Annotated in this window: 19 protein-coding genes; 10 read left to right on the plus strand and 9 right to left on the minus strand. The window is 65.2% G+C overall.

The features are described from left to right. The first annotated feature begins 5 nt into the window (after positions 1–5). Positions 6–521, plus strand: coding sequence for a hypothetical protein (locus NCR34_RS08855; RefSeq protein ID WP_250499614.1), 516 nt, complete (start codon positions 6–8; stop codon positions 519–521). Between the two features lie 63 nt (positions 522–584). Here the strand turns inward: NCR34_RS08855 and NCR34_RS08860 are convergent, their stop codons facing one another. The 6 genes from NCR34_RS08860 to NCR34_RS08885 form a co-directional block, all read right to left on the minus strand. Further along, complete coding sequence (locus NCR34_RS08860) at positions 585–2,129, minus strand: 2-isopropylmalate synthase (protein WP_175944125.1); 1,545 nt, start codon at positions 2,127–2,129, stop codon at positions 585–587. Positions 2,130–2,500: 371 nt separating this feature from the next. Next, a complete protein-coding gene (locus tag NCR34_RS08865) occupies positions 2,501–3,172 on the minus strand; it encodes a C40 family peptidase (RefSeq protein WP_248320057.1) in 672 nt (223 codons plus the stop codon). Positions 3,173–3,319: 147 nt separating this feature from the next. Next, complete coding sequence (locus tag NCR34_RS08870) at positions 3,320–4,918, minus strand: ABC transporter ATP-binding protein (protein WP_250499615.1); 1,599 nt, start codon at positions 4,916–4,918, stop codon at positions 3,320–3,322. Continuing rightward, positions 4,915–6,027: an ABC transporter permease gene (locus NCR34_RS08875; RefSeq protein ID WP_502800063.1), complete on the minus strand. Its 1,113-nt coding sequence runs from the start codon at positions 6,025–6,027 to the stop codon at positions 4,915–4,917. The genes NCR34_RS08870 and NCR34_RS08875 overlap by 4 nt, the downstream gene beginning before the upstream one ends. A gap of 1 nt (position 6,028) precedes the next feature. After that, complete coding sequence (locus tag NCR34_RS08880) at positions 6,029–7,069, minus strand: microcin C ABC transporter permease YejB (RefSeq protein WP_206466579.1); 1,041 nt, start codon at positions 7,067–7,069, stop codon at positions 6,029–6,031. A gap of 10 nt (positions 7,070–7,079) precedes the next feature. After that, positions 7,080–8,963, minus strand: a complete 1,884-nt coding sequence (locus NCR34_RS08885) for an extracellular solute-binding protein (protein WP_502800064.1) — start codon at positions 8,961–8,963, stop codon at positions 7,080–7,082. Positions 8,964–9,217: 254 nt separating this feature from the next. Here NCR34_RS08885 and fabI point away from each other — a divergent pair, with 254 nt between their 5' ends. Further along, on the plus strand, positions 9,218–10,009 hold the full coding sequence (gene fabI, locus NCR34_RS08890) for an enoyl-ACP reductase FabI (RefSeq protein WP_250499616.1): 792 nt from the start codon (positions 9,218–9,220) through the stop codon (positions 10,007–10,009). An 82-nt stretch (positions 10,010–10,091) separates the two neighbouring features. Here fabI and NCR34_RS08895 read toward each other — a convergent pair whose 3' ends face one another. The 3 genes from NCR34_RS08895 to NCR34_RS08905 form a co-directional block, all read right to left on the minus strand. Further along, the gene (locus NCR34_RS08895; RefSeq protein ID WP_250499617.1) at positions 10,092–10,454 is read right to left on the minus strand and encodes a hypothetical protein; all 363 of its coding nucleotides are present in this window, start codon (positions 10,452–10,454) and stop codon (positions 10,092–10,094) included. A 212-nt stretch (positions 10,455–10,666) separates the two neighbouring features. Continuing rightward, positions 10,667–11,017 carry a hypothetical protein gene (locus tag NCR34_RS08900; RefSeq protein ID WP_250499618.1) on the minus strand — a complete coding sequence of 117 codons (351 nt, stop codon included), beginning with the start codon at positions 11,015–11,017 and terminating at the stop codon, positions 10,667–10,669. 221 nt (positions 11,018–11,238) lie between these two features. Continuing rightward, positions 11,239–12,555, minus strand: coding sequence for an MFS transporter (locus NCR34_RS08905; RefSeq protein ID WP_250499619.1), 1,317 nt, complete (start codon positions 12,553–12,555; stop codon positions 11,239–11,241). A gap of 168 nt (positions 12,556–12,723) precedes the next feature. Between NCR34_RS08905 and NCR34_RS08910 the strand changes: the two genes are divergently transcribed. The 8 genes from NCR34_RS08910 (at position 12,724) to mdcH (ending at position 20,171) form a co-directional block, all read left to right on the plus strand. Next, positions 12,724–13,506 carry a GntR family transcriptional regulator gene (locus tag NCR34_RS08910; protein ID WP_250499620.1) on the plus strand — a complete coding sequence of 261 codons (783 nt, stop codon included), beginning with the start codon at positions 12,724–12,726 and terminating at the stop codon, positions 13,504–13,506. Continuing rightward, positions 13,503–15,179, plus strand: a complete 1,677-nt coding sequence (gene mdcA, locus NCR34_RS08915) for a malonate decarboxylase subunit alpha (RefSeq protein WP_250499621.1) — start codon at positions 13,503–13,505, stop codon at positions 15,177–15,179. Before NCR34_RS08910 ends, mdcA begins: the two co-directional genes overlap by 4 nt. Positions 15,180–15,184: 5 nt before the next feature. Next, positions 15,185–16,060 (plus strand): triphosphoribosyl-dephospho-CoA synthase, encoded by an 876-nt coding sequence (locus NCR34_RS08920; RefSeq protein ID WP_250499622.1) that lies wholly within the window; start codon positions 15,185–15,187, stop codon positions 16,058–16,060. Between the two features lie 21 nt (positions 16,061–16,081). Then, complete coding sequence (locus NCR34_RS08925; protein ID WP_206466587.1) at positions 16,082–16,396, plus strand: malonate decarboxylase subunit delta; 315 nt, start codon at positions 16,082–16,084, stop codon at positions 16,394–16,396. Further along, the gene (locus tag NCR34_RS08930) at positions 16,393–17,250 is read left to right on the plus strand and encodes a biotin-independent malonate decarboxylase subunit beta (protein ID WP_250499623.1); all 858 of its coding nucleotides are present in this window, start codon (positions 16,393–16,395) and stop codon (positions 17,248–17,250) included. The genes NCR34_RS08925 and NCR34_RS08930 overlap by 4 nt, the downstream gene beginning before the upstream one ends. Beyond that, positions 17,247–18,071 (plus strand): biotin-independent malonate decarboxylase subunit gamma, encoded by an 825-nt coding sequence (gene mdcE, locus NCR34_RS08935; protein ID WP_250499624.1) that lies wholly within the window; start codon positions 17,247–17,249, stop codon positions 18,069–18,071. Before NCR34_RS08930 ends, mdcE begins: the two co-directional genes overlap by 4 nt. Before the next feature lie 517 nt (positions 18,072–18,588). Further along, on the plus strand, positions 18,589–19,227 hold the full coding sequence (locus NCR34_RS08940; protein WP_250499679.1) for a malonate decarboxylase holo-ACP synthase: 639 nt from the start codon (positions 18,589–18,591) through the stop codon (positions 19,225–19,227). Beyond that, a complete protein-coding gene (gene mdcH, locus NCR34_RS08945; RefSeq protein ID WP_250499625.1) occupies positions 19,224–20,171 on the plus strand; it encodes a malonate decarboxylase subunit epsilon in 948 nt (315 codons plus the stop codon). Before NCR34_RS08940 ends, mdcH begins: the two co-directional genes overlap by 4 nt. The last annotated feature ends 119 nt before the right edge of the window (positions 20,172–20,290 follow it).

A 20,290-nucleotide genomic window follows, 5' to 3' on the forward strand; every position in this document is an offset into this window, starting at 1 on the left:
CTTCAATGCTGCACTCACTCAACCGTCTGCGCGGCGCGCTCGTCTGCGCCGGGACGGCGTTGCTGCTCGCCGGTTGCGCGCAGCCGTGGCAGAACTATCAGGCAGGCGCGGATGCCTCGACGATCATCGCCCGCCTCGGCCCGCCGCGCGAAGTCTACGACCTGCCGAACGGCGGCAAGCGGCTGATGTGGCCGACGCAGCCGCTCGGCGAATTCACGACCGCCGCGGACATCGACGCCTCCGGCAAGATCGTCAACGTGCGGCAGGTGCTCGACGAGAACGAGTTCTACAAGGCGCAAATCGGGACCTGGACCAAAAAAGACGTGCTCGTGAACTTCGGCCGGCCGGTGGAAACGTCGTATTACCCGCTGATGAAGCGCGAAGTCTGGACGTATCGCTACATGGAGGCGAACTTCTGGTACTTGATGTACAGCTTCTATTTCGACGATGAGGGCGTCCTGCGCCTGATGCAGAAATCGCCCGATCCGCTGCACGATCCCGATCGGCGCAGCCTGTTCTGACACGCGGCGCACGCAAAAAAGCCCTCCGAGGAGGGCTTTCGCGTTCTTGCGACTCTTTGCCGATCAAAGCTGCGGATTGAGCTTTTCGACCTTCGAATGCAGCTTGTTGAGCGCGGCGATATACGCCTTCGCCGAAGCCGCGACGATATCCGGATCCGTGCCGACGCCGTTCACGATACGCCCGCTCTTCGACAGACGCACCGTCACTTCGCCCTGCGCCTGCGTGCCGGTCGTGATCGCGTTGACCGAGTACAGCACGAGCTCAGCGCCGCTTTCCACCTTCGACTCGATCGCGTGCAGCGTCGCGTCGACCGGGCCGTTGCCGCGTGCTTCGCCCGTCATTTCGGTGCCGTCCACGGCGAAGACCACGCGTGCCTGCGGCTGCTCGCCGGTCTCCGAGTGCTGCTTCATCGAGACGAAGCGGAAATGCTCCTTCGCCTGCGCTTCCGGCGATTCTTCCGAGACGATCTGCATGATGTCTTCGTCGAAGATTTCGGCTTTGCGGTCCGCGAGATCCTTGAAGCGCGCGAACGCGGCGTTCACTTCCGCTTCCGATTCGAGCTGCACGCCCAGTTCTTCGAGGCGCTGCTTGAACGCGTTGCGGCCGGACAGCTTGCCGAGCACGATCTTGTTCGCGCTCCAGCCCACGTCTTCGGCGCGCATGATTTCGTAGGTATCGCGCGCCTTCAGCACGCCGTCCTGGTGGATGCCCGACGCGTGCGCGAACGCGTTCGCGCCGACCACCGCCTTGTTCGGCTGCACGACGAAGCCGGTGATCTGCGAGACGAGCTTCGAGGTCGGCACGATCTGCGTCGTGTCGATACCCAGGTCGAGCCCGAAGTAATCCTTGCGCGTCTTGACCGCCATCACGATTTCTTCGAGCGACGTATTGCCCGCGCGCTCACCCAGGCCGTTGATCGTGCATTCCACCTGACGCGCGCCGCCGATCTGCACGCCCGCGAGCGAGTTCGCGACCGCCATGCCAAGGTCATCGTGGCAGTGAACCGAGAAGATGGCCTTGTCCGAGTTCGGGATGCGCTCGCGCAGCGTCTTCACGAGGTTGCCGTAAAGTTCGGGCACGCCATAACCGACCGTATCGGCGATGTTGATCGTGCGCGCGCCTTCGTCGATCACCGCTTCCAGCACACGGCACAGAAAGTCGATGTCCGAGCGGCTGCCGTCTTCCGGCGAGAACTCGACGTCGTCGGTGAACTTGCGCGCGAAGCGCACCGCGAGCCGCGCCTGTTCGTACACCTGCTCCGGCGACATGCGCAGCTTCTTTTCCATATGCAGCGCGGACGTGGCGATGAACGTGTGAATGCGGAAGCGGTTCGCCGGCTTCAACGCGTCGGCGGCGCGCTGGATGTCCTTGTCGTTGGCGCGGGCAAGCGAGCAGACCGTGCTGTCCTTCACGAGCGAGGCGATCGTCTGGATCGCGTCGAAATCGCCGTTGGAACTGGCGGCAAAACCGGCCTCGATCACGTCGACCTTCATGCGCTCCAGCTGCTTCGCGATGCGGATCTTCTCCTCTTTCGTCATCGAAGCGCCGGGGGACTGCTCGCCGTCACGCAAGGTCGTATCGAAGATGATCAACTTGTCTGCTGCCATGTTGGGCTCCTGTGGGGAGATTTATCGATTGTTGGGAATATCGAGATAGAACGACAAAACGGAATCCGGGTGTTCGCGCCACCGCTGGCGTCGAAAACCTTGAACGAGCAGACGGGAGGCGAGACAGATCAGCGCGGTAGGCGCGCTAGTAGCGATAGTGCGCGTAGAAACGCACCAGCCGAAGAAGACGAGAGGAGGAACAGAGAAATGTTCATTCGAAAACTATAACGGCTTTCGAAGACGCGTGCAATGAGGCTTTACGATCGAATCAATAGCCTGCTTGCCGACGACGCCACAAAGCAAAAAGCCTGCATTCGCGAGAACGCAGGCTTTTTGTGATGAGCGCGAGAAACGATGTTGCGATAAGTCGATCAGTAACCGCCGAGGGTCGCGCTCACGCGCTGACGCAATTCCGTGCCGTCGTTGAACTGCGCGTTCTCGATGCGGCGCGCGCCCGTGAACCGCTTTTCCCAATAGCCGTTTTCCATGTCGTCGACGCGGATCGTGCTGCCGGTGGACGGCGAATGCACGAACTTGTTGTCGCCGATATAAATGCCGACGTGCGAGAACGAGCGGCGCATGGTGTTGAAGAACACGAGATCGCCCGGCTTCAGATCCGACACGCGGACCTTCTCGCCCACGCGGCTCATTTCTTCGGCGCGGCGCGGCAGCGTCATGCCGAGCGTGTCCTGAAACACGTAGCGCACGAAGCCGCTGCAATCGAGGCCGGAATCCGGCGTGTCGCCGCCCCAGCGATAGCGCACGCCGATCATGTTGAGCGCGCCGACGACGACGTCGCCTGCCTTGCTCGCTACGCCGGAGAAGAACGCTTTCGCGCCGCGCGGTGCGCTGGCTGTGTCCGCCGTGGCGGCGATAGCGGCCGTGTCGGTCGCTTTGGAAGCGGTGGAGATGCCGTTTCCGGCATTTTGGCTGTTACTGCTGACTTCGTCGGCGAAAGCGCCGGAAGTGGTGGTCATCAGGAGGCCGAGCAACATGCCCGCGGCAGCGCGCGCACATGTCTGAGTCAACGTAAGTGGTTGCATCGGTCGGTAGGTTTTACAATTAAAGACTGAAAAATCAGTGAGATATGTGAAAGTTTGAACGCATACTAGCCACAAAGTATTTAACTGTCAAAAGAAATAGGAAAATACAATTGAGACGGACACGCAATTGACGAAAAAGAAAAAATTTTAGGAATTCAGGGCTGCCGCCAGTAGCTTTCGTGTGTATTCGTCGGAAGGATTCGCAAAAATCTTCTCTACTTCACCTGCCTCGACGACATTTCCATCTCGCATGACCGCGACGCGATGCGCCATCGCGCCGATCACCTGTAAGTCGTGGCTGATAAACACATATCCCAAGTTGTGCTTCTTCTGAATGTCGGCAAGCAGCGCCAGAACTTGAGTCTGGATTGAGACATCGAGCGCGCTCGTCGGTTCGTCGAGAATGAGAATGCTCGGTTCCAGCACGAGCGCGCGCGCAATCGCGATGCGCTGCCGCTGCCCGCCCGAGAACTCGTGCGGATAACGCGTGAGCGCCGTGCGGTCCAGCCCGACTTCGCGCAGCACGGCAATCACTTTGGCGCGGCGCGCGGCGGCATCCAATTCAGGGCGATGCAGCGCCAGCCCTTCGCCGACGATGCGCTCCACCGTCTGGCGTGGCGAAAGGGAGCTGAACGGGTCCTGAAACACGACTTGCAGATTCGAGCGCAGCACGGTCTTTTCGCGTCCGCGAAAATCGCCGAGCGCCCTGCCCTGAAACTGCACGCTTCCGTGCGAGATGCGCTGCAAGCCGAGCAGCGCCATCGCGAGCGTCGATTTCCCGGAGCCGGATTCCCCGACGATGCCGAGCGTTTCGCCCTGCCGCACGGAGAGCGTCACGTCGTCGACGGCCCGGAAGCGACCGCGCCGGAACCATCCCTGAAAGCCCGGGAGCCGCGTCGGATAGTCGACGCGCACGTCTTTGGCATCGAGCAGCACGGGCGCGATCGGCAGCACCGGCAGCACGCGCCGCTCCGGACGGCTGTTCAGCAGGCGCTCTGTGTACGGGTGCTGCGGCGACTCGAAAATCGTATCGACCGCGCCGCTTTCGACTAGAACGCCCTTTTCCATCACCGCCACGCGCTCTGCGAAACGCCGCACAAGATTCAGATCATGCGTGATGAGCAGCACGGCCATGCCACGCTTCTCGGCCTCGTCGCGTTGCAGTTCCAGCAGCAGTTCGACGATCTGCGCGCGAATGGTCACGTCGAGCGCGGTCGTCGGCTCGTCGGCGAGCAGAAGACGCGGGCGGCACGCGAGCGCCATCGCGATCATCACGCGCTGGCGCTGGCCGCCCGAAAGCTGATGCGGATAACTGTCGACGCGCCGCTCCGGTTCCGTGATGCCCGTGCGCGCCAGCAGCGCGATGGCGCGCTCGCGGGCCTGTCGCGCGGTCGCGCCGTCGTGAAGCTGAATCGTCTCGCCGATCTGATCGCCGACCGTATACAGCGGATTGAGCGCGGTCATCGGCTCCTGAAAGATCATCGCGATGTCCGAGCCGCGCAGGCCACGCATCTCGCGTTCGCTTTTCGCGAGCAGATCCTCACCGGCGAAGCGGATGGCGCCCGTCATCTCGGCGTCGCGCACGAGACGCAGCACCGACAACGCGGTCACGCTCTTGCCCGAGCCGGACTCGCCGACGAGCGCGACGCGTTCGCCCGCGCGGACGTCGAGACTCACGCCGTCGACGGCGAGCGTGTCGCCGAAACGCACGCGCAGATTGTCGATCGACAAGAGCGGCGCGCTCATTGACCGCCTCCGGCCTTCACCGCATCCGCGATGCGCGTGTCGAGCGCATTGCGCAGCGCGTCGCCCATGAAGGTGAGCAGAAGCAGCGTCGCGACGAGCACGCCGAAGGTCGAGACCGAAATCCACCACGCGTCGAGATTGGCCTTGCCCTGCGCGAGCAGTTCGCCGAGCGACGGCGTCGGCGGCGGCACGCCGAGCCCGAGAAAGTCGAGACTCGTGAGCGCGAGAATCGCCCCGCTCATGCGAAACGGCAGGAACGTGATGACGGGCGTCAGGCTATTGGGCAGCACATGCCGCCAGATGATCTGCCAGTTGGACAAGCCCATCGCGCGGGCGGCGCGCACGTAGTCCTGCGTGCGGTTGCGCAGAAACTCCGCGCGCACGTAATCCGACAGGCCGATCCAGCCGAATAGCGACAGCAGCACGATCAGCAGGATCAGGCTCGGCTCGAAGATCGACGCGAAGATGATGAGCAGATAAAGCTCCGGCAACGCGCTCCAGATTTCGATGAGCCGCTGCCCGGTCATGTCGATGCGTCCGCCGAAATAGCCTTGCACCGCGCCCGCGACCACGCCGAGCGCGGTGCCGATGGCCGTCAGCACGAGCGCGAACAGCACCGACACGCGAAAGCCGTAGAGAAGCCGCGCGAACACGTCGCGGCCGCGGTCGTCCGTGCCGAGCCAGTTTTCGCGCGACGGCGGCGCCGGGTTCGAGCCCTTCGAAAAGTAATTGAGCGTGTCGTAGTAATAGTGATTCGGCGGATAGATCGCGAAGTTGCCCGGCGCGTTGAAGCGGTCGCGCACGAACGGATCGAGATAATCCGCGGGCGTCGGGAAGTCGCCGCCGAAGGTCGTCTCCGCGTAATTCTTCACGAGCGGAAAGTAGAACTGCCCCTGATAGCGCACGACGAGCGGCTTGTCGTTCGACCACAGCGGCCCCGCGAGGCTGATGACGAACGCCGCGACGAATACGACGAGGCTCCAGTACCCCAGCCGGTTGCGTTTGAAACGCTGCCACACGCGCCGCCCGGGCGTCATCGAGACTTCCGGGCGCAGCGGCTGGCCGTCTGTTGCGGTCGCGGCGCGGCGCGACGATGCGGCTCGGTTCAAGTCAACGCTCCAGTTGCTCGAATTGAATGCGCGGATCGACCCATACGTAGCAAAGGTCGGAGATGAGCTTCGTCGCGAGGCCGATCAGCGTGAAGAGATACAGCGTGCCGAGCACGACGGGATAATCGCGCCGCACGACCGATTCGTACGAAAGCAGCCCGAGGCCGTCGAGCGAAAAGAGCGTCTCGATCAGCAAGCTGCCCGTGAAGAACGCGCCGATGAACGCCGCCGGAAAGCCGACGATCAGCGGCAAAAGCGCATTGCGGAACACGTGCTTCCACAGCACGCGCCGCTCGCTCAGGCCCTTCGCGCGCGCGGTGAGCACGTATTGCTTGCGGATCTCGTCGAGAAACGCGTTCTTCGTCAGCATCGTGATGATGGCGAAGCTCCCGACCACCGACGCCACCACGGGCAACGTAATGTGCCAGAGATAATCCAGAATCTTGCCGCCGAGCGAGAGCGTCGCCCAGTTATCCGAAGTCAGGTTGCGCAACGGGAAGAGTTGCCAGAACGTTCCCCCGCCGAACAGCACGAGCAGCAGCACGCCGAGCACGAAGCCGGGAATAGCAAAGCCGATCAGGACGATGAGACTCGTCGCGACATCGAACTTCGAGCCGTTCTTCACGGCCTTCGCGATGCCGAGCGGCACCGATATCAGATACGTGATGAAGAACGTCCATAAGCCGATGCTGATCGACACTGGCAGCTTCGACACGATGAGCGACCAGACGCTCTGATGCCGGAAGTAGCTCTCGCCGAGATCGAAGCGCGCGAACTTGCCGAGCATCAGGAGATAACGCTGGAGCGGCGGCTTGTCGAAGCCATAGAGCGCCTTGAGTTGCGCGATCTGCTGCGCATCGACGCCGGTGTGGGAACGCATGCCGAACGCCGCGCCGCCTTCCGCGTTGCCACGCCGCAGGTCGTGAACGGCCTGCTCCACCGGACCGCCCGGCACGAACTGGATCACGACGAAGGTCAGCGTGAGCACGCCGACGAGCGTCGGGATCATCAACAGAATGCGTTTGAGGATGTAGCTCCACATCGCGTCGTCCTTATTTAGATACCGCCGCGGGCTTCTGCCACCACGTCGAAAGCACCCATTCGTCTGCGACGTAATAGAGCGGCAACGTCGACGGATAGCCGAGCGTGTTGCGGTACGCGACCCGATGCGTCGCCGAGTACCAGTGCGGGATCACGTAGTAGCCGTTCATCAGCACGCGGTCGAGCGCGTGCGTGGCGTCCACGAGCTGGTCGCGCGTCTGCGCGGACACGACCTTGCGCAAAATCGCGTCGATGGCCGGCGACTTCACGCCCGCGAGGTTGTCCGAGCCCTGCTCGTCCGCGTACTTGCTACCGAAGCGCGACACCTGCTCGGTGCCGGGCACCTGCACGTCGGGCAGGCGCACGCTCGTCATGTCGAAGTCGAACGCATCGAGGCGCTTCTGGATCAGCGCGTAATCGACGGTGCGAAAGTTCATCGTGATGCCGAGCTTCTGCAGGTTGCGCCCGAACGCGGCCGCGACCGGCTCCATCGACGCGCCGCCGCCCGTGTCGTCGAGTATCTCGAACACGAACGGCTGGCCCTTCGCATTGCGCAGCGCGCCGTCGCGATACGTCCAGCCGGCTTGCGCCAGCAACTCGCGCGCCTTGATGAGATTCGCGCGCAGCGAGCCGGGCGGATCGGTGTCGGGCTGCTTCGGCATCTCGCCGAAGACCGCGGGATCAAGCTCGTTGCGCAGCGGATTGAGAATCGCGAGCTCGCCTTCGCTCGGCATGCCTTTCGCCTGCAAGTCCGTGTTGACGAAGAAGCTGTCCGTGCGCTTGTACTGGTTGAAGAACAGTTGCCGGTTGAGCCACTCGAAGTCGAGCGCGAGATCGAGCGCCTGCCGCACGCGCACGTCCTTGAAAAGCGGCCGGCGCAGGTTCATGAAGAAGCCCTGCATGCCGGTGCCGTTGTGATGCGGAAACTCGCGCTTGATGAGCTCGCCGCTGTCGAAGCGCTTGCCGATATCGCGCCGTACCCAGCTTCGCGCGACGTTCTCGACGAGCACGTCGTACTCGCCGGCCTTGAACGCTTCGAGCCGCGCAGTGGCGTCCGAATACAGCTTGTAGTCGATGCGCGCGAAGTTGTGCGTGCCGACGCGTACCGGCAGCGACGCGCCCCAGTAGTGCGGATCGCGCTTGTAGGTGATCGTGCGGCCGTTGTCGAACGAATCGATCCGGTAATCGCCGCTCGCAATCGGCTTTTCGAACGCGAGCTGATCGAATGGAATGCGCGTGCCGTCGGGCCGCATGCCCCATTTGCGCGAGAACACTGGAATGCCGCCCGCGAGCAGCGGCATTTCGCGCGTCGCCACCTTGTATTCGAAGCGGATCGTCAGCCGATCGACGACGACCGCGCGCGCAATCTGCCCGAAGTACACCGAAAATTGCGGCGCGGCCTTCGGACTCTTCAGCGTCTCGAAGGAGAACTTGACGTCCTCGGCCGTGACCGGATCGCCGTTATTGAAGCGCGCTTTCGGGTTGATGTGGAAGGTGGTCGAAAGACCGTCCGGCGCCACGTCGATATTGTCCGCGAGCAGGCAATAGGCGCTCGCCACTTCGTCCGAGCTTCCTGTCGTCAGGCTTTCGAACATGAGCCCGAGGCCCGGCGCGGGATTGCCCCGCAGCGTGAACGGATTGAACTTGTCGAAGCTCGTCAGGCGGCTCGGATTGGCGAGCACCAGCGTGCCGTCGCGCGGCGCGTCGGGATTCACGTAGTCGAAGTGCTTGAAGTCCGGCGGATACTTCGGCTCGCCGTACTGCGCGTAGGCGTGCGCGGCGAACGCCGGACTGCCTGCCATGAAGGCAATGCACGCGGCAAGCATGAGCGCGAAGCGCTTGCCCCGCGCGGGCGGTGATGCGAACGGCAGGCGGGACGTCGACAGCCCGGTCATAGGCTCCTTGCGAGATGAGTGAATGGCCCGGCGCTCACGAAACGCGAGACGCAAGGCCCGAGCGAGCGGCCGGACGGCTCTGGCGATGTGAGAGAATTCTACCCAATCAAAACGCCATGCGGTTTGGCGCACGGAAGGCGTCTCTCCCGATGCCCTTTCGTCCCGCCGAACCGATGCGCGCCGCACCCGACGCGAAGGCCCGCAATCGAGACGCCTTGCGAGCCTCGCGTGACATTGACATTCAAGGAGCATTCATGGGCTTTCTCGCTGGAAAACGAATTCTGCTGACCGGCTTGCTGTCGAACCGCTCGATCGCTTACGGCATTGCGGAGGCCTGCAAGCGCGAGGGCGCGGAACTGGCGTTCACGTATGTCGGCGAGCGCTTCAAGGACCGCATCACCGAATTTGCGACCGAATTCGGCAGTGACATGATCTACCCGTGCGATGTGAGCAGCGACGCCGACATCGAAGCGCTCTTCTCCTCGCTCAAGGAACGCTGGGATACGCTCGACGGCCTCGTGCATTCCATCGGCTTCGCGCCGCGCGAGGCGATTGCCGGCGACTTCCTCGAAGGCATGACGCGCGAGAACTTCCGCATCGCGCACGACATCTCCGCGTACAGCTTCCCGGCGCTCGCCAAGGCCGCGCATTCCATGCTCTCGGACAGCGCATCGCTGCTCACGCTCAGCTACCTCGGCGCGGAACGTGCGATTCCGAACTACAACACGATGGGTCTCGCGAAGGCGTCGCTGGAAGCGAGCGTGCGTTATCTCGCGGCATCGCTCGGCCAGAAGGGCGTGCGCGTGAACGGCATCTCGGCCGGCCCCATCAAGACGCTCGCGGCGAGCGGCATCAAGGGCTTCGGCAAGATTCTCGATTTCGTGGAAGACAACGCGCCGCTCAAGCGCAACGTGACGATCGAACAGGTCGGCAATGTGGCCGCGTTCCTGCTGTCGGATCTGGCGGGCGGCGTGAGCGCGGAAATCGTGCATGTCGATGCCGGTTTCCACGCGGTCGTCGGCGGCATGGCGGGCATCGGCGAGTAAGCGCTTTCGCGGCATCGCTTCGAATAGGGGGCTGTTCCTTCGCGGAACGGCCCCTTTGTCGTTCGGCGGCGGTCGAGCGAGATCAACGGTGGCCGTGACCGTGGCCGTTCCCATGGCCGTGATCGTGGCCGTTGCCGTGTCTGTGCTCGTATCCACCATGGCCGTAGCCGTGATAGCGATTCCAGTCGCCGCGGCTCCAGTAGCGTCGTCCGTCCCAGTACCGGTTGCCGTGCCAGCCGATCACTACCGGCGGCGCGTACATCGGCGCGGGCTGGTAGATGACCGGCGGCGGTGGCGGCGCGTAGACAGGCGTCGGCGCGACATACACCGGCGCAGGGACGCCGATATTCACGCCGACGTGCACATCCGCCGCTTGCGCGGAACTGCCCGCTGCCCATGCCGCGATGCTCAGCGCGGCGGCGAGCAAATGCCTCGTACGTTTCATGGCTCTGATCCTCGTTTTCTCGTTGTTGGCTTGCCACGAAATATAACGGAATGCTTTCAGCCGTATATTTCCGGTTTGTAAGTTCGTGCGCCTTTTCGACGTTAAGTAAGAGGAAAGCTTACGTTTAGTTACACCGGAGCCGCAAAACAAAAAGCCACCCGCGTTCGTGCGGGTGGCTTTCTGAGAAGGAAGCTATCGAGCGAATACGCGGCTCAATGCCAGCCGTGACGCCCGTGGTCACCGTGACCGTGCTCCTCGTGGCCATAGCCGTGGCCGTGTCCGTGATACCGATACCAGTCGTCGCGATCCCAGTAGCGACGGCCGTCCCAGTACCGGTCGCCGTGCCAGCCGATCACGACGGCTGGCTGCGCATAGACCGGCGGCGGCGGCGCGTACACGACGGGCGGCGGAGGCGGCGCATACACCGGCGCCGGCGCGACGTAGACCGGCGCGGGCACCCCGATGTTCACGCCCACCGACACTCCCGCCATTGCCGCGCCCGACACCGTCAAGCCGCCGAGCACGAGCGCGTACGCCACGGAAGCCTTCGAAACCTTGTTCATGTGAAGCCCACCTCGATGGGATGTTTGTTGTGTTGAATCGACTATATCGAACGATTTGCCAGACAGTTGTTCGAGTTCGTAACCTCTCGTTACCAGCCGGTCGCCGCTTCTGCCGGGCGAGATCCTGACGAGCAGCCAAGCCCTGCCGCTTCCGGCGTCCTCGCTAAAAACAAACGGCGGCCCAAGCAGGGCCGCCGCGATAGTACCGCATGTCATACCAATCAGTTGGGCAGTTCCTGGCCCTTCGTTTCCGGCGCGAACGGAATGACCGCGAGGCCGATCAGGAACGCAATGCCCGTGAGCGCGATCGGCACGCCGAGCGTCTTCATGTTCAGCACCATCGCGCCGATGCCGAAGTTCACGATCGCGCCGAAGAAACGCCCGATCGACGTGCAGAACGCGAACGCCGTCGCGCGCACACGGGTTTCGAACTGCTCGGGGAGCCAGAGGCTGAAGAGCGCGAAGTTTCCGCCGAAGAAGCCGAGCACGAACAGAAGCGCGATGAACGGCACGAGCCCGTTGTTCAGATAGAACGCCCAGCCGAACGACAGCGCGATGGACGCCGCCATGCCGACGAAGTACACCGCGAGCGTCTTGCGGCGGCCGATGCGCTCGGCCATCGGCGGCAGCGCGAGACAGCCGATGATCGTGCCGATGGACAAGAGCCCCGTCGCGATCGACGCCATGCGCGCGGCTTCGGGCTTGCTCATGCCAGCGCGCGTCGCGAGCTGGATGACCGCCGACGGTTCATACACCGCGCCGGCCCACAGCCCGATGATCGCCACCGTGAGCAGCACGGCCGCGACGATGGTGCGCTTGCGATACTGCGCCGAGAAAATGGCGCGCAGCGGACTCTGATGCTTGACCGCGGGCGCCGCCGTGGCTTCGGCGCGCTCCCACTTGTCGGTTTCCTTGACGCGCGTCAGCACGAGAATCGACACGACGACCGGAAACAACCCGACGAGAAACATCGCGCGCCAGCCGAACGCGGCGCCGATGGTGTAATTCAGCGCCGCCGCGAGGAAGAAGCCCGCGTAGTAGCCGGTTTGCAGATAGCCCGCGCCCATTTTGCGGCGGTCTTCCGGCCACGCCTCCGCGACGTACGTCCCGGCCAGCGCCCACTCCCCGCCTATGCCCACGCCCGCGAAGAAGCGATAGATGCCGAGCGCCCAGACCGTGTGCGCGGTGGCAGCCAGCCCGGTGAAGATGGCGAATGTGAAGATGGTCGCCGCGAGCACCTTCGTGCGCCCGAAGCGGTCCGCGAGCGGCCCCCAGATGAACGACAGTCCCCACCCGACCAGAAACAGCGCGAAAAGAATCGATCCGGCGAGACCGACGTTCGCGGGCGTCGCGGCGTAGCCGGAGCGCGGCAGCAGTTCGGTCAGCGCCGGCGCGAGCACGAGCGCGTAGATGAACGAGTCCATCCCGTCGAGCGTCCAGCCCGCCCATGCGCCCCAGAAGCCGGTGATTTGCGAACGGTTGAGCGGTGTCCTCGTGGCGCGCGTGGCGCTGATCGGTCGATCTAGCGTGCTAGGCATGGCGTGTCTCTCCTTTCTCTGCGGGTCGGCAACTGACGGGAAATTCGACGCGCGTGTTATTGGTTCGAGTGTCGGCGTCTAGGGAAAGCACCGGGGGTTCCGTGTGCGGTTTTATATATAATATTTGAACAACAGGACGCGACAACTCCGCACTTTCACCTAGCAGCCATGTCGACAAATCTCTCTTCACAAGCGGCTTCGTTTCGCGACGCGCAGTTCGAGCCGCGCCAGAGCACGTCGCGCTTCATCGCGGATGCGTTGCGCGCCGCCATCGTCGAAGGCTCGCTCACGCCCGGCGAGCCGCTGCGTCAGGATGCGATCGCCCGGCAGTTCTCGGTGAGCGCGATACCCGTGCGCGAAGCCTTCCGGCAACTGGAAAGCGAAGGCTGGGTAAAGATCGAGCCGAATCGCGGCGCCGCCGTCAGCCCGCAATCGGCGGACGAAGCGCGCGAGATCTACGAGATCCGCGCATCGCTCGAAAGTCTCGCCATCGGCATCGCCATCGCGCACCACACGCCGGAAACGCTCGAGGAATGCAAACGCCTGCTCGAAGCCGCCGAGAACGAGCCGGACCCCGCGCTCTATGTCATGCGCAACGAGCAGTTCCATACGAGCCTGTACGCGCCGGCGAATCGCCCGCATCTCATGGAACTGATCGGCCAGATGCACCGGCGCGGCGAGCGGTATCTGCGCCTGAAACTCGGCTTGCCGATCCACAAGGATTCGTCCGATGCCGAGCACCGCGCGATCTTCGATGCGCTCGCCGCACGCGACATCGAAGCGGCGCAGACGCTCGTCGCACGCCACTTGCTCGCGACGGGCGAGCTGATCCACCGCTTTCTCGCCGATGCGCAGGCGCTCGCTGCATCGAAAGAGGTGAAAAACAAGCGCCGCGCGCGCTCTTCCGCCGCTCAATCCTCACGAACGTCTTCCCGACAGGCCGACCGATGAATTCGTCCCCTTCCGCCGATGCCCTCACGCCATCCCGAAGCTGGAACACGCGCGCCCAGGAAAAAGCGCGCCGCCTCAAGCTGATCGAGCCGTGGCTCGACGGTCCCGTGCTCGACACCGAACGCATCGTGGACGCGCTGCATGCGCTAATCGTCACGGGCGACCGCGTCGCGCTCGAAGGGAACAACCAGAAGCAGGCGGATTTTCTGTCGCGCGCCTTTGCTCGGCTCGATCCCGAGCGCGTGCACGACGTGCATCTGCTGATTTCGAGCATCAGCCGGCCGGAGCATCTGACGCTCTTCGAACAGGGCATCGCGCGCAAGGTCGATTTCGCCTATGCCGGTCCGCAGAGCCTGCGCGTCGCGCAACTGCTGGAAGACGGGCTGCTCGAAATCGGCGCGATTTATACGTACATCGAACTGTACGCGCGCATGTTTATCGATCTGACGCCGAACGTCGCGCTTGTCTGCGCGGAAAAGGCGGACCGCCACGGCAATCTGTACACCGGCGCGAACACCGAGGACACGCCGACCATCGTGGAAGCGGCGGCGTTCCGGCATGGCATCGTGATCGCGCAGGTCAACGAGATCGTCGATGAACTGCCGCGCGTCGATATTCCCGGCTCGTGGGTCGATGTGATCGTGAAGGCGGACCGGCCGTTCGCCGTCGAGCCGCTTTTCACGCGCGATCCGCGGCACATCGGCGAACTGCAGATTCTCATGGCGATGATGACGATTCGCGGCATCTACGCACGCTACGGCGTCGCGTCGCTGAACCACGGCATCGGCTTCGACACGGCGGCGATCGAACTGCTTCTGCCGACGTACGGCGAATCGCTCGGGCTCAAGGGCAAGGTCTGCACGCACTGGGCGCTCAATCCGCATCCGACGCTCGTTCCCGCCATCGAAAGCGGCTGGGTCGAAAGCGTGCACTGCTTCGGCAGCGAAGTGGGCATGGAGAAGTACATCGCGGCGCGCCCGGACGTGTTCTTTACCGGACGCGACGGCAGCCTGCGCTCGAATCGCGTGTTCTGTCAGCTTGCCGGACAGTACGGCGTCGATCTGTTCATCGGCTCGACCTTGCAGATGGACGCGGACGCGAATTCGTCGACCGTCACGCTCGGGCGGCTCGCGGGCTTCGGCGGCGCGCCGAACATGGGCCACGATCCGCGCGGCCGCCGCCATTCGAGCGAAGCGTGGCTCAAGCTGCTGAAGAACGACGGCCCGAATCCGGCCATCGCGCGGGGACACAAGCTCGTCGTGCAGACCGCCGAGACGTACAAGAAAGGCGGCGAACCGACCATCGTGGATGCGCTGGACGCGATTGCCGTCGGAGAAAAAAGCCGCATGCCGATCGCGCCCGTGATGATCTACGGCGACGACGTCACGCACGTGGTGACCGAAGAAGGCATCGCGTATCTGCACGCGGCCGAAGGCATCGACGAACGGCGCGCGGCGCTCGCCGCCGTCGCGGGCGTGACGCCGATCGGCATGCGCGCCGATGCGAACAAGACGGCCGAACTCCGGCGACGCGGCATCGTCGCGTTCCCGGAAGACCTCGGCGTGCGGCGCGGCGACGCGAAACGCTCGCTGCTCGCCGCGCGCAGCATCGACGATCTCGTCGCGTGGTCGGGCGGTCTGTATGCGCCGCCCGCGCGCTTCAGAAGCTGGTGAGCGCGATGAACGCCGCGCTTCCCCTTCTTCGCGATGACGCTTGCCGGAGCGCGCGCGCCGCGTCCGCGCCTGCGATCGCCGCGCTCGCCGTCGATGCGTTGATCGCCGAGGCGCGTCTCACGCCGAAGCCTGCGCTCGTCGACGAACGCGGCAGCGGCGCGCATCGCGATCTCGACCTCGACACGATGCTGCGCTCGGCGCGCGCGCTGCATCCGACGTTTCTGGCGATCGCGCGGGCCGCGTCGGGTGTGCCGCCGTCGCAGGCATTGCGCGAACGGCTCGCGCGCATCGGCCGCGAAGGCGAAGCCGCGATGCTGCGCGCGACCGGCGGCAGCAACGCGCATCGCGGCGCGATCTGGATCGTCGGCTTGCTATGCGCCGGCGCCGCGATGCACGCGCCCGCCGACAGCGAAGCGATCTGCGCATCCGCCGCGAGCATCGCGCGATACGACGACCGCTTCGCGCCCGCGTGGGCGCAGGCGAGCCACGGTGCGCGAGTCACGGCGCGCTTTCGCGTCGCGGGCGCGCGCGGCGAAGCACGCGAGGGCTTTCCGCATGCGTTGCGAATCGGCTTGCCGGCGCTCGCCGATGCGCGCCGCCGCGGCCTCACCGACACGTACGCGCGGCTCGACGCGCTCGTCGCCATCATGGCTTCGCTCGACGATACGTGCCTCTTGCATCGCGGCGGCATGAAGGCGCTCGCCGTCGCGAAAGACGGCGCGTGGCGCGTGATCGAGCACGGCGGAATGGCGCATGCAGCGGGACGCGCGGCGCTCGCGCGGCTCGACGGTGACTTGCTGGCGCTCAATGCATCGCCGGGCGGCGCGGCCGACCTGCTCGCCGCCACGCTCTTTCTCGACAGCCTCGGGCAATCGTCCTGAGACGCAACCAGAGGAACGAAGATGGAAAACATGCGATACGAATATCCCGCCAAACGGCCCGTCACGCGCCGCGCGCACGTGGGCGTGGTCGGATCGGGCGATCTCGAAGTGCTGCTCACGCCGTCGCAGACGGCCAACGCGGAAGTCGTGATCCGCACGAGCGTCGACGGCTACGAGCACGTCTGGAAAAGCGTGCTCGACCGCTTTTTCCAACGCTACGACGGCGCCGCGAAATTCGAGCTCAACGACTTCGGCGCGACGCCCGGCGTCGTGATGCTGCGCCTTTCGGAAGCGGCCGAAGCCAGCGACGCGCAGGAAAGCGGAGAGGCGCGATGAACGCACACGACACGTTTCTCGCACGGCACAGCTTCATCGAAATGACGGCGCGCGAGCGCGCCCGGGCCTTGCTCGATGCGGGCACGTACCGCGAACTGCTCGGCCCGTTCGACCGGCTCGAATCGCCGTGGCTCGCGATGCAGAACATCGTCTGCCAGTCCGACGACGGCGCGGTGATCGCGCGCGGCACGCTCGGCGGCGAGCCTGCCGTCATCGCGGCGATCGAGCCGGCGTTTCAGGGCGGCAGCATCGGCGAAGTGTCGGGCGCGAAGATCGCGGCGGCGCTGGAACTCGCGCTTGGCGAATTCGAAGTGGGCCGCGCGATTCGTCCGGTCATCCTCTTCGAGACGGGCGGCGTGCGCTTGCAGGAGGCGAACCTCGGCCTCGCGGCGATCGCGGAGATTCAGGCGGCTATCGTCGCGCTGCGGCGGCATGCGCCGGTGGTCGGCGTGATCGGCGGGATGGTCGGCTGCTTCGGCGGCATGTCGCTCGCTGCGGCCTTGTGCACGGAACTCGTGATGACGCGGCAGGCGCGCCTCGGCATGAACGGGCCGGAAGTGATCGAGCAGGAAGCGGGCATCGAGGAACTCGACGCGGGTGATCGCCGGCTCATCTGGTCGATGATCGGCGGCGAGGAACGCGTGGCGGTCGGCCTGGCGGATACGCTCGTCGAAGACGATACGGCGCAGGTTCGCGACGCGGTGCTTGCTGCGTTCGCGCGCGGGGTGCCGGCGCGGCATCGCAGCGAGGACGTGGACGGGTTCATCGAACGCCTTGGGCGCGTGAATCCCGACGCGATCGATCCCGACACGCTGCGCGCGCTGTGGAACCACACTGGAGGATCGCAACGATGAGCACGATCAACGCCATGACTTCGCGCGGCGCGTGCTGGCTGGATGCGCTGACGTCGACGCCTGCAGAAGCCGAGAGTGGCCCGGTCCGCGCGCGCGACGGCGAACTGGATGGCGCGGCGGCGCGCTTCATCGCCGTGGTGCCCGACCCGCACAACCGCTTCCCGCGCGCGACCGACAACGTGGTCGGGCTCGAACAGGGCTGGCTGCTCGCCCGCGCGGTGCGCGAGGTGATCGACGCCGACCGCGACGCCCAGTCGAAGCGGCCCATCGTCGCCATCGTCGATGTGAAGAGCCAGGCATACGGACGGCGCGAGGAGTTGCTCGGCATCCATCTCGCGTGCGCCGCCGCGGTGGATGCCTACGCAAGCGCGCGGCTCGCCGGGCATCCGGTGATCGCGCTGATCGTCGGGCCGGCGATGTCGGGCGCGTATCTCGCGCATGGCTATCAGGCGAACCGGATCGTCGCTCTCGATGCGTCGGGCACGGCGGTGCACGCCATGGGCAAGGAAGCGGCGGCGCGCGTCACGCGGCGCAGCGTCGAGAGCCTCGATACGCTCGGCGATACCGTCTTGCCGATGTCGTACAAGATGAGCGCGTATGCGAAGCTCGGGTTGCTGCACGAATTGATCGAAGGCGTGAATGCCGATGCGCCTTCGCAGGCGGATATTGAGCGCGTGAAGGCATCGCTGGCTGCGGCGGTTGTAGATGCGCGTGGCGGTCCGCGCGATTTGTCGAACCGGCTGACGTCGGCGGACGCGAAGCGCACGCGGGCGGCGTCGGTGGAAGTGCGGCGGCGGATGCGTGAGCAGTGGGAGGGGTGATGCCGCAGGAGTTGGGGCGTTTGATGCGTTCTGACCGTTGGGCGCATTCGGCGTGTTCCGCTCTTTGGGCGTTCTCGGCGCGGTCGGTGCTTGTGGTGCATTGCACGCGTTCGGCACGTCCATGCGTTCCAGTGCGGCAATCGCGGCGCGTTCCGCACGCTCGCGCCGTCCGAGCGACAGCTTCTCTACGCACGGGACGCCTTCGGCGCATCGAGTGCGATACGCGGCTCACGCACGGCGCGGGACTTCCCGCGCGCGCTGCGCCGCTGGGTTTGCATCGCGTGTGCGGATGGAGCAATCGCTCGGACCTATGCTTTTCTGCGCGTCAATGGAAGCACCTTGCCCGCACCGCGCGATGTCGCGATTGTGCGCAGACTGGTCAGCCCAACTCCTCGAACGCGATCAACGATGCGCCGCCAACGGCTCCCCCCAGGTCAACAGCCGCACCTCTCGCAAGCCCGTCTCTCGCTTAGGCCTGCCACGCCGCCCAACAATCGAATAGGACGTTGACCGCGTGATGACCCTCCTGCCGCCCGAACCGCGCCCGCACGACTTGCTCGCATTGTCCCCGGCAGCCCCGCCGTTTGCCGACGCTCCCGCGTGGGTCGAAGCATCGCTCGCGCGCGCGCCATTCGTCGTCGTGCGACGCGCGCCGCGCATCGGTAGCGCCATCGCCGTCGGCGTACGCGGGACGGCGCGCAGCGAGCGATTCGGCACGTGGGTCGAGGCGCGTGACATCGAGTGCGTGCTGACGCCCGAAGCATTGCGGCTGCGCGAGCCCGCCGCATCGCGAAGGGACATGCCGGCCTTCGCGCTGCTGCGCGCCGTCGCGCCGATCTTCGACGCTGCCGGCCTCGCCTGGGGTCCGGCGGGAAGCACGGGCTTCGAACTGGCGAGCGCCCAGCCGACGGTCACGCCCACCAGCGATCTAGACGTGATCGTGCGAGCGCCCGAGCCGCTCTCGCGCGCCGATGCGTCGCATCTCTTGGATGCGCTCTCGCACGAAGCGCGCTGCGTCGGTACGCGCGTCGACGTGCAAATCGAAACGACGGACGCCGCGTTCTCGCTCGCCGAATACGCCCGGCAAAACGTCCGTGTGCTGCTCCGTCAAGCGGACGGCCCGCGCCTCGCCGCCGATCCGTGGGCCGTGCCGTGATCGCCTATCTCTTCCCGGGACAAGGCGCGCAGACGGCGGGCTTCCTGCATCGCCTCGGTGGCGAGAAGCCGCATCCGGCTATCGCGCGAACGCTCGCGGAGGCGTCGGCCATTCTCGCCGAAGACGTGCTCTCGCTCGATGACGCGAATGCGCTCGCATCGACCGTCGCGGTGCAGATCGCGCTGACGGTGGCGGGCGTGGCGGCCACGCGGGCGCTCGCCGAAGAAGGCATCGAACCGCACGCCGTCGCGGGCTTGTCCGTGGGCGCTTATGGCGCGGCCGTCGCCTGCGGCGCGATCGCGTTCGACGACGCGCTGCGGCTCGTGCGCCTGCGCGCCACGCTGATGCAGGACGCGTATCCGCGCGGCTACGGCATGCTCGCGATACTCGGCCTGAACGAACGCGAGGTCGCGAGCGTCATCGAGAAGGTTCGCGAGGAGGCGCGCGCCGATGCCTACATCGGCAATCTCAATGCGCCGCGGCAAATCGTCGTATCGGGCAGCGATCAAGCGCTCGACGCCGTGCGCGAAGCCGCCCTCGCACGCGGCGCGCGGAAGGCGGAGCGGCTTGCGGTGAGCGTGCCGTCGCATTGCGTGCTGCTCGACGACGCGGCCGTCCGCCTCGCCGAAGCAGCCGACAAGGTGCGCTTCGTCGCGCCGCGGATCGCGTATGTCGGCAATCGCGGCGCGCGCGCCCTCGTGCGTGCCGATGCGATCCGCGAAGACCTCGCGACCAACCTGCGTTATCCGGTGCGCTGGCACGATTCGACGATCGCACTCGCCGAGCGCGGCGCGAACGTGTTCGTCGAAATGCCGCCCGGCCGCATGCTCACCCAGCTGCTCGCGGAAGCCCTGCCCGACGCGCCGGGAATCGCGATGGACGCGTCGCCGGTAGCATCGATTGCGGCGCGCGTGCGCGCGGCATGCCGCCGCGCGGATGAATGACTCAGCGCGATGCGTCAGGGTTTCGTCATCGAACCGTCAGCAAAATAGGAATTTTCGGATAGCTTACGACGCGCTCGCCCGTGAGCATTGCGCTCCATCCGTGAATCATCGCGGATCGA

The sequence above is a fragment of the Caballeronia sp. GAWG1-5s-s genome, from assembly GCF_023631445.1.
Taxonomy (GTDB): domain Bacteria; phylum Pseudomonadota; class Gammaproteobacteria; order Burkholderiales; family Burkholderiaceae; genus Caballeronia.

Excerpts from the sequence above, each read along its gene's own strand:
- NCR34_RS08855 (WP_250499614.1), top strand. The coding sequence starts at position 6 with ATGCTGCACTCACTCAACCGTCTGCGCGGCGCGCTCGTCTGCGCCGGG.
- NCR34_RS08860 (WP_175944125.1), bottom strand. The coding sequence starts at position 2,129 with ATGGCAGCAGACAAGTTGATCATCTTCGATACGACCTTGCGTGACGGC.
- NCR34_RS08865 (WP_248320057.1), bottom strand. The coding sequence starts at position 3,172 with ATGCAACCACTTACGTTGACTCAGACATGTGCGCGCGCTGCCGCGGGC.
- NCR34_RS08870 (WP_250499615.1), bottom strand. The coding sequence starts at position 4,918 with ATGAGCGCGCCGCTCTTGTCGATCGACAATCTGCGCGTGCGTTTCGGC.
- NCR34_RS08880 (WP_206466579.1), bottom strand. The coding sequence starts at position 7,069 with ATGTGGAGCTACATCCTCAAACGCATTCTGTTGATGATCCCGACGCTC.
- NCR34_RS08885 (WP_502800064.1), bottom strand. The coding sequence starts at position 8,963 with ATGACCGGGCTGTCGACGTCCCGCCTGCCGTTCGCATCACCGCCCGCG.
- fabI (WP_250499616.1), top strand. The coding sequence starts at position 9,218 with ATGGGCTTTCTCGCTGGAAAACGAATTCTGCTGACCGGCTTGCTGTCG.
- NCR34_RS08895 (WP_250499617.1), bottom strand. The coding sequence starts at position 10,454 with ATGAAACGTACGAGGCATTTGCTCGCCGCCGCGCTGAGCATCGCGGCA.
- NCR34_RS08900 (WP_250499618.1), bottom strand. The coding sequence starts at position 11,017 with ATGAACAAGGTTTCGAAGGCTTCCGTGGCGTACGCGCTCGTGCTCGGC.
- NCR34_RS08905 (WP_250499619.1), bottom strand. The coding sequence starts at position 12,555 with ATGCCTAGCACGCTAGATCGACCGATCAGCGCCACGCGCGCCACGAGG.
- NCR34_RS08910 (WP_250499620.1), top strand. The coding sequence starts at position 12,724 with ATGTCGACAAATCTCTCTTCACAAGCGGCTTCGTTTCGCGACGCGCAG.
- mdcA (WP_250499621.1), top strand. The coding sequence starts at position 13,503 with ATGAATTCGTCCCCTTCCGCCGATGCCCTCACGCCATCCCGAAGCTGG.
- NCR34_RS08920 (WP_250499622.1), top strand. The coding sequence starts at position 15,185 with ATGAACGCCGCGCTTCCCCTTCTTCGCGATGACGCTTGCCGGAGCGCG.
- NCR34_RS08925 (WP_206466587.1), top strand. The coding sequence starts at position 16,082 with ATGGAAAACATGCGATACGAATATCCCGCCAAACGGCCCGTCACGCGC.
- NCR34_RS08930 (WP_250499623.1), top strand. The coding sequence starts at position 16,393 with ATGAACGCACACGACACGTTTCTCGCACGGCACAGCTTCATCGAAATG.
- mdcE (WP_250499624.1), top strand. The coding sequence starts at position 17,247 with ATGAGCACGATCAACGCCATGACTTCGCGCGGCGCGTGCTGGCTGGAT.
- NCR34_RS08940 (WP_250499679.1), top strand. The coding sequence starts at position 18,589 with ATGACCCTCCTGCCGCCCGAACCGCGCCCGCACGACTTGCTCGCATTG.